Source organism: Nocardioides stalactiti (assembly GCF_014180715.1).
Classification (GTDB): domain Bacteria; phylum Actinomycetota; class Actinomycetes; order Propionibacteriales; family Nocardioidaceae; genus Nocardioides; species Nocardioides stalactiti.
In genome coordinates this window covers 1-7,889 of record NZ_JACEFC010000157.1, presented here as the reverse complement: position 1 = coordinate 7,889, position 7,889 = coordinate 1, and the positions used below count along the sequence as shown (strand labels likewise).

General features: G+C 71.2%; 6 protein-coding genes. All 6 read right to left on the bottom strand.

What is annotated here, in order from left to right; translation table 11 throughout:
• Positions 1–477: sirohydrochlorin chelatase (locus H0487_RS20635; RefSeq protein ID WP_183096105.1), on the bottom strand; the 477-nt coding region annotated here is incomplete at its 3' end.
• Positions 474–1,586, bottom strand: a complete 1,113-nt coding sequence (locus tag H0487_RS20630; protein ID WP_312856039.1) for a uroporphyrinogen-III synthase — start codon at positions 1,584–1,586, stop codon at positions 474–476. The genes H0487_RS20630 and H0487_RS20635, both read right to left, overlap by 4 nt.
• Before the next feature lie 17 nt (positions 1,587–1,603).
• The gene (gene nirD / locus H0487_RS20625) at positions 1,604–1,984 is read right to left on the bottom strand and encodes a nitrite reductase small subunit NirD (RefSeq protein ID WP_183096104.1); all 381 of its coding nucleotides are present in this window, start codon (positions 1,982–1,984) and stop codon (positions 1,604–1,606) included.
• Positions 1,984–4,551 (bottom strand): nitrite reductase large subunit NirB, encoded by a 2,568-nt coding sequence (gene nirB / locus H0487_RS20620; RefSeq protein ID WP_183096103.1) that lies wholly within the window; start codon positions 4,549–4,551, stop codon positions 1,984–1,986. Before nirB ends, nirD begins: the two co-directional genes overlap by 1 nt.
• The gene (locus H0487_RS20615) at positions 4,551–6,089 is read right to left on the bottom strand and encodes an FAD-dependent oxidoreductase (protein ID WP_183096102.1); all 1,539 of its coding nucleotides are present in this window, start codon (positions 6,087–6,089) and stop codon (positions 4,551–4,553) included. The genes nirB and H0487_RS20615 overlap by 1 nt, the downstream gene beginning before the upstream one ends.
• 275 nt (positions 6,090–6,364) lie before the next feature.
• Positions 6,365–7,889: molybdopterin oxidoreductase family protein (locus H0487_RS20610; RefSeq protein WP_183096101.1), on the bottom strand; the 1,525-nt coding region annotated here is incomplete at its 5' end.

Here is a 7,889-nt window from a genome sequence, read left to right as displayed (position 1 = left end):
GATCAGGCCGGCGGAGGCCGCCGGATCGTTCGATCCGGCGGCGACCATCACGATCGGCTGACCGGGGACGGCGCCGGCCTCGACGAGCCGGTCGACCTGGGCGGCGGCGAGCAGCGGGTCGGGGCCGAGCGGGTCACCGAGCACCACCGGCGCACCGGCGTCCGCGACCGCGGCGGGCAGGTCGTGGCGGACGTGGAAGCCGGTCGAGAGCAGCAGCGGTACGACGATCGCGGGCTGCCGCAGTCCGGCGACGACGTCGGCGAACAACGGCTCGCAGAGCTCGACGTACGAAGCGATCGACGGCAGGCCGAGCCGACGGCCCGCCTCGACCGTGAGCTCGACGGCGACCCGGTTGCCCTCCGTCTTGCGGGTGCCGTGGGCGACGGTGACGAGGAGAGCCTTTCCGGGTTCCCCGCGGCGTCGTTCTTCGGGGGAGGGAGGCGGAGGAGACGACGAACGTCGTGGGGTGGCGCTCATGACGACACCGCCAGTCGGTAGCCGCGCTTGACCACGGTCTGGACGCAGCGGGTGCCGATCGCGGCGCGGAGCCGGGCGACGGCCATCTCGACCGCGTGCTCGGAGCCGGCGGTGCCGGACGGCAGCGCGGTGAGCAGGTCCCGGCGCGAGACCACCGTCCCGGGGTTGACGAGCAACGCCTGGAGCACGGCGTACGGAGCGGGCGAGAGCTTCACCGGCGCGCCGTCGAGGAGCACGTCCTCGCCGTGCAGGAGCAACAGGTGGCCGGCGACCTCGAGAGACGTCCCGCCGGCGCGCGACGGCAGCTCGGTCTCGAGCTGCTTGACCATCGCGGCGAGCCGCGAGCGCTCGGGATAGATCGAGGGCACGCCCCACATCTCGAACGCGGCAGCGGTGACCGGTCCGACGCACGAGGCGATCACGTCGGCCTGGAAGGCGCTGATGAGGTCGTCGCGGTGACCGGCGGTCGCTGCGGCCTCCATCATCGCGTTGATCGCGGGCGCCGCGGTGAAGGTGACGGCGTCGATCCGGCCACCGACGACGGACTCGACGAGACCGAACATCGGCTCGAGGTCCTCGGCGGCGTGGACCCGGTAGATCGCGACCGTGGTCACCTCCGCCCCGAGCCGCCGCAGGGCGTGGGCGGCCATCGAGAGCGACTGCCCGTGCTCCTGGACGACGATCCGCTGTCCGGCCAGGTCGCGGCCGCGCAGGTGGGCGAGGACGTCCTCGAACTCCTCCGACTCCGGCGCCCACAGCTCCCTCAGCCCGAACCGCCGCAGCGCGCCGACGCTCTTCGGCCCGCGCGCGAGGATCTCGGCCTTGCCGAGGTGCTCGACGAGCTCGTCCATCACGCCCCACCGCTCAGCGGCGGTGAGCCACGACTTCATGCCGATCCCGGTCGTCGCCAGGAAGATGTCGACGGGCCGGTCGAGGACCGCCCGGGTGGCGGCCTGCAGGGCCTCCTCGTCGATCCGGTTGGGGTCGACCGAGAGCGCCGGCGCGTGCACCACCTCGGCGCCGCGCCGCTCCAGCAGCGCGATCTGCTCGTCGGCCCGGCGGGCAGCCGTGACGCCGACGCGGAAGCCGGCAAGCGGACGGTCCGGCACCGGCTCCTCCTCGATGGTCACGAGCGCCGGGGCCCCACTTCCACGACGCCGTCGATGACCCGGACGTCGTACGTGGGAACGGCGACATCCCCATTATCAGGGTCGTCGAGGCAAGTGCCATCACGCAGGTCGAACGCCTGCTTGAACATCGGGCTCGCGACGAACGGCACGACCTCCTCGCCGTCGTCCGATCTCACCGTCTTGGTGCCGACGATCCCCCGGGCCAGGACCGACGCCTTCGAGAACGGGTCGAAGTTCGACAGGGCGTAGACCTCGTCGTCGAACGTCCGGATCACGGCGACCGCCACGCCCCCGACGAGCGCGGCGACACCGCCCTCGCGCTCGATCTGGTCGAGGCGGCAGACAGCCTCGAACGTCGTCTGGGTGTCGACCGTCATCAGGGCGCTCCTACCGGGATCGTGGTGCCGAGCGACACCGGTCCGTCGTTGACGGCGGCCTGGACCTGGCCACGCTCCTCGCGGAACGAGATGTTCGGGTCCGGGGTGCCGGGCGCGTTGACGAAGGAGACGAAGCGGGCCATCTTCTCCGGGTCCTCGATGGTGGCCTTCCACTCGTCGAAGTAGGACTCGACGTGCCGGTCCATCGCCGCCTCGAGCTCGGCGCCGAGGCCGAGCACGTCGTCGACGACGACCTCCCGGATCCGGTCGAGCCCGCCGTCGACCGAGTCCATCCAGTACGACGTGCGCTGCAGCCGGTCGGCGGTGCGGATGTAGTACATGAGGAACCGGTCGAGGTACCTGATCAGCGTCTCCTTGTCGAGATCGCCGGCCAGCAGCTGGGCGTGCGAGGGGATCGCTCCTCCGTTGCCGCAGACGTAGAGGTTCCAACCCTTGTCGGTCGCGATGATCCCGAAGTCCTTCGACCGCGCCTCCGCGCACTCCCGGGCGCAGCCCGAGACGCCGCCCTTGAGCTTGTGGGGCGACCGCAGGCCGCGGTAGCGCAGCTCGAGCTCGATGGCGAGGCCGACCGAGTCCTGCACGCCGTAGCGGCACCAGGTGGAGCCGACGCAGGACTTCACGGTCCGCAGCGACTTGCCGTAGGCGTGGCCGGACTCCATGCCCGCGTCGACGAGCCGTTTCCAGATCGCCGGCAGGTCCTCCATCCGGGCGCCGAACAGGTCGATCCGCTGGCCGCCGGTGATCTTGGTGTACAGCCCGAACTCCTGGGCGACCTGGCCGATGACGATGAGCTTGTCGGGCGTGATCTCGCCGCCGGGGATGCGCGGCACGACGGAGTAGGTGCCGTTCTTCTGGAGGTTGCCGAGGTAGGCGTCGTTGGTGTCCTGGAGCTGACGGTTGCCCGGGTCCAGGACGTGCTGGTTGAGCAGGCTGGCCAGGATCGAGGCGACCGCGGGCTTGCAGATGTCGCAGCCGCGGCCGGAGCCGTGCGCCTCGACGATGTCGTCGAAACGCGTGTAGCCGTGGACGGCGACGACGTCGAAGAGCTCCTGCCGGGTCATCCGGAAGTGCTGGCAGAGGGACTTGTCGACCTCCCTGCCGGCCGCGGTGAAGAAGTCCTCGACGATCTTCTTCACGACGGTCTTGCACGAGCCGCAGGTCGAGCCGGCGCGGGTGTGCGCGGTGACACACGCGGCGTCGGTGCACGGGCTGCCGTCGTTGAGGGTCGACCCGTCGGACACGGCGTCCTTGATCTGCGCCTTGGTGACGTCGTTGCAGGAGCAGACCTGCATGTCGTCGGGCAGGTCCATCTCCAGGCCGCCGCGCGACGCCGGGAGGATCAGCTCCTCGGGGTTCTCCGGAAGCTCCATGCCCGAGGCCACCATCGGCCGCAGGATCCCGTAGGCCGCCGCGTCACCGACGAGCACGCCGCCGAGGAGGCGTTTGCCGTCCTCGCTGATGACGAGCTTCTTGTACACGCCGGACACGGCGTCCTGGTAGGTCAGCTCGAGCGCACCCTCGGTCGCCCCGTGGGCGTCACCGAACGACGCGACGTCGACACCGAGCAGCTTGAGCTTGGTGGACATGTCGGCGCCGGTGAACTCGCCGGCGCCACCGAGGAGACGGTCGACGACGATCTCCGCCATGTCGTACCCGGGGGCCACCAGGCCGTACATCGTGCCCTGGACCGCAGCGCACTCGCCGATCGCCCAGATGTGCTCGTCGGAGGAGCGCAGGGACTCGTCGACGAGGACGCCGCCGCGGTCGGCGACATCGAGTCCGGCCGCCCGGGCGAGGGCGTCCCGCGGCCGGATGCCGGCGGAGAAGACGACGATGTCGACCTCGAGCGGGTTGCGGTCCTTGAGCGCGAGCCGCTCCACGCGGCCCTTCTTGTCGGCCAGGATCGCCTCGGTCATCGCGCCGGTGTGGACGGTGAGACCCAGCTTGTTGATGTGCTGGTTGAGCGTCCTGCCGCCCAGGTCGTCGATCTGCACGGCCATCAGCCGCGGCGCGAGCTCGACGACGTGCGTCTCCAGGCCGAGCTGGTGCAGCGCGTTGGCCGCCTCCAGCCCGAGCAGGCCACCGCCGATGACCGCGCCGACCTTGCTCTTCTTGGACGCGGTGCGGATCGCGTCGAGGTCCTCGATCGTCCGGTAGACGAAGACGTTGTCCAGGTCGGCACCCGGCACCGGCGGGACGAACGGCGCGGCACCCGTCGCCATCACCAGCTCGTCGTAGTGCAGATCCTCGCCCGAGGCCAGGGTGACGATCCGCTGCCGCGGCGAGATCGCGACCACCTCGGTGTCGAGGCGCAGGGTGACGCGCGGGTCGTCGTACGCGCCGGAGGGCAGGAAGCCCAGCGCCTCGGCGCCCACCTCGAAGTAGGAGGTCAGCGCGACCCGGTCGTACGCCGGACGCGGCTCCTCACCGAGCACGGTGATGTCGTAGGTCTCGGTGAGCCCGCGAGAGATCGCGGACTCCACGAATCGGTGGCCCACCATGCCGTGACCGACGACGACGAGCTGCTTGCGCAGGTGCGGTGCCATCACTTGACTCCTTCAGGGGTGCGGCTGGACCGTTCGGCCAGAAGCTGGCGGACGGTCGCGGAACAGCCACCACATCCGGTGGTGGCCCGGGTGTTCTCGCGTGCGTCCTCGAACGAGGAGCACGCACGGATCGCCCCGGCGGTGACGCCGGCGCAATTGCAGATCTCCGCGTCGTCGGGCAGCTGGACGGGCTCGGCCGAACGCTCGACGAGGAGCAGCTCGCCAGGCTCCGTGGGCCCGAGGACGGTCTGCCGGTCGTAGTGCTGGGTGATGAGGCCGATCCGGTTCAGGTCGCCGACGAGCGCACCCGCGACGATCCGGCCGTCCCTGATGACGAGCTTGCGGTGCGAGCCGCGGACCGGGTTGGACATCTCGACGACGTCGCCGCCGCCCCGGACCTCCTGCTCCGGGTCGCCGAGGACAGCGACGTCGAGGTCGGTGGCGCGGAGGCGGGCCACGTTGCGGCTGCCGTCGTAGCTGACCTGCTCGCCGGTGAGGATCCTCGCGAGGATCGTCGCCTGCTCCCAGGCGGGCGGCACGAAGCCGGTCACCCGGCCAGCGTGCTCGACACAGTCGCCGAGGCCGTGGATCGCCGGGTCGGTGACACTGGCGAGGTTGTCGTCGACGACCAGTCCGCGGCGGACCTCGAGCCCGGCCCGGCGGGCGAGGGCGGTCGACGGCTTGCCGCCGGCGGTGAGGATCACCAGGTCGGTGTCGAGCGTGAAGCCGTTGTCGAGGCGCAGGGCGACCCGGCCGGGGTTCGTCGGCAGCGGGTCGAGGACCTTGACCGAGCCGGCGAGGCCGGTGACGGCGGCGGGGTCGGCGAGCCGGATCGCCCGGGCGCCTGTGTAGACGGCGACGCCGAGCTTCTTCAGGTCGCGGGCGAGGATCTTGCCGGCCGCCTCACCGAGCTGCTGGTGCAGCAGGTGCTCGCCACCCTCGACGATCTCGGTGTCGATGCCGCGTCCGCCGAGGGCCCGTGCGACCTGGAGACCGAGCAGGCCACCACCGACGACGACCGCGCGGCGGTTGACGGGCGAGCCGTCGGCGTCGGTCTCGGTGACGGCCGCGAGGAGGCGCTCGCAGTCGTGCAGGGAGCGGAACGCGTGGACCGACCCGTGCAGCGAACCGTCCATCCGCACCAGGCCGCGGATCGGCGGGAGGGTCGGGATGCTGCCCGTGGCCAGCACGAGCACGTCGTACTCGATGATCGTGCCGTCGACGAGCATGACGTCCTTGAGGTCGCGCTCGATCTCCAGGACCCGGGCACCCAGCCGCAGGTCGACGCCGTGCTCGTCGTACCACTGGGCGCTGCGGAGGGTCAGCGCCTCCGGCCGGTGGGTGCCCTCGAGGACGGCCGAGAGCAGGATCCGGTTGTACGGCGCGTGCGGCTCGTCGCCGAGCACGGTGATCGACCAGCCGTCAGGGGTGTCGGTCGCGCCGCGCGCGACGAGCTCCTCGACGAGCCGGGTCGCCGCCATGCCGTTGCCGACGATCACCAGCCGCCGAGGCGCGGGATCGGGGCGGCTCGAGGTCATGTCACTACGAAACTTCGGCGACGTTTCGCGTCGCGATCCCCCGCCCGCCCCCTGAGGTCAACAGTTCCTCACGCCCTCACAACCCCTCCTGGTCCTCGGGGTGACCTACGCCTCATCGCCTCACTTTTCCCCCACGAACTCGCACGGTTCGGCCCACGAACTTGCACGGTTCGGCCCACGAACATGCACGGTTCGGCCCACGAGTCCGCTACGTCCGTGCGGGTTCGGGGACCGAAGTGTGCAAGTTCGTGGACCGAAGTGTGCGGGTTCGTGGGTCAGGCGGAGACCTCGGCGGCGCAGACCTTGAACTCGGGCATCCGGCTCGACGGGTCGAGGGCGTCGTTGGTGAGCTTGTTGGCGCCGACCCAGTGGAACGGGATGAAGACGGTGTCGGGGCGGATCGTCGTGACGATCTTGGCGGGAGCCTTCATCTCGCCACGGCGGGTACGGACGAGCACCGGGTCGCCGTCGTGGGCACCGATCCGGTTGGCGAGCATCGGGTGGAGCTCGACGAAGGCGCCCGTGTCGGGGAGCGCCTTGACCCGGCGGGTCTGGGCCCCGGACTGGTACTGGGCGAGGACCCGGCCGGTGGTCAGGTGCAGCGGGAAGTCGTCGTCGGGCTGCTCGGCCGCACCGGCGTGCTCGACGACGAGGAACCGGGCCCGACCGTCGGGAGTAAGGAACCTCTCGGCGAACATGCGTGGGGTGCCGGGGTGGACCGGGCCGTCCTCGACCGCCGGGCAGGGCCAGAACACGCCCTGCTCCTCACGGATCCGGTCGTAGGTGATGCCGCTGTAGTCGGCCTTGCCGCCGGCGGACGCGCGGCCCAGCTCGGCGAAGATCGCCTCGACGTCGGTGCCGAACGGGACCGGCGAGCCGAGCCGCTCGGCTAGGCCTTGGAGCACGTCGAGGTCGCTGCGGACGCCCGCGGGTGGCGTCACGGCCTGCTCCCGCAGGATGACCCGGCCCTCGAGGTTCGTCATCGTCCCCGACTCCTCGGCCCACTGGGTGATCGGGAGGACGACGTCGGCGATCGCGGCGGTCTCGCTCATCACCATGTCGCAGACGACGAGCAGGTCGAGGGACTCGAGGCGCTGGGTGATGTGGGTGGCACGGGGCGCGGAGACGACGATGTTGGAGCCGAAGACGAGCAGCGCCTTCGGACCACCGCCGTCGCCGAGGGACTCCAAGAGCTCGTAGGCCGACTTTCCCTTGCCGGGCAGGCTCTCCGGCTCGACACCCCAGACCTTCGCGACGTGGGCGCGAGCGGCGGGGTCGTCGATCATCCGGTAGCCGGGGAGCTGGTCGGCCTTCTGGCCGTGCTCGCGGCCGCCCTGGCCGTTGCCTTGGCCGGTGAGGCAGCCATAGCCGGCGAACGGCTTGCCCTGGAGCCCGAGCGCGAGGGCGACATTGATCCAGCCGAGCACGGTCGCCGTGCCCTGGCTGTGCTGCTCGGCGCCGCGCGCGGTGAGGATCATGACCCTCTCGTGAGCGGCGAGCAGGTCGACGAGCGCGCGGAGCTCGTCGGTGTGCACACCCGTCACGCGCTCGACCCGCTCGGGCCACCAGGAGGCGACCGACCGTCGTACGGCGTCGAAGCCGGTGGTGCGTTCCGCGACGTACTCCTCGTCCACGGCGCCCGCCGCGTCGATCAGGTGCAGAACGCCCTGGGCGAGCGCGAGGTCGGTCCCGGGGACCGGCTGGAGGAAAAGGTCCGAGCGGTCGGCGGTCGCTGTCCGGCGGGGATCGATCACGACGACCTTGCCACCGCGCTCGCGGAGGCGGTCCAGGTGGGGGGCC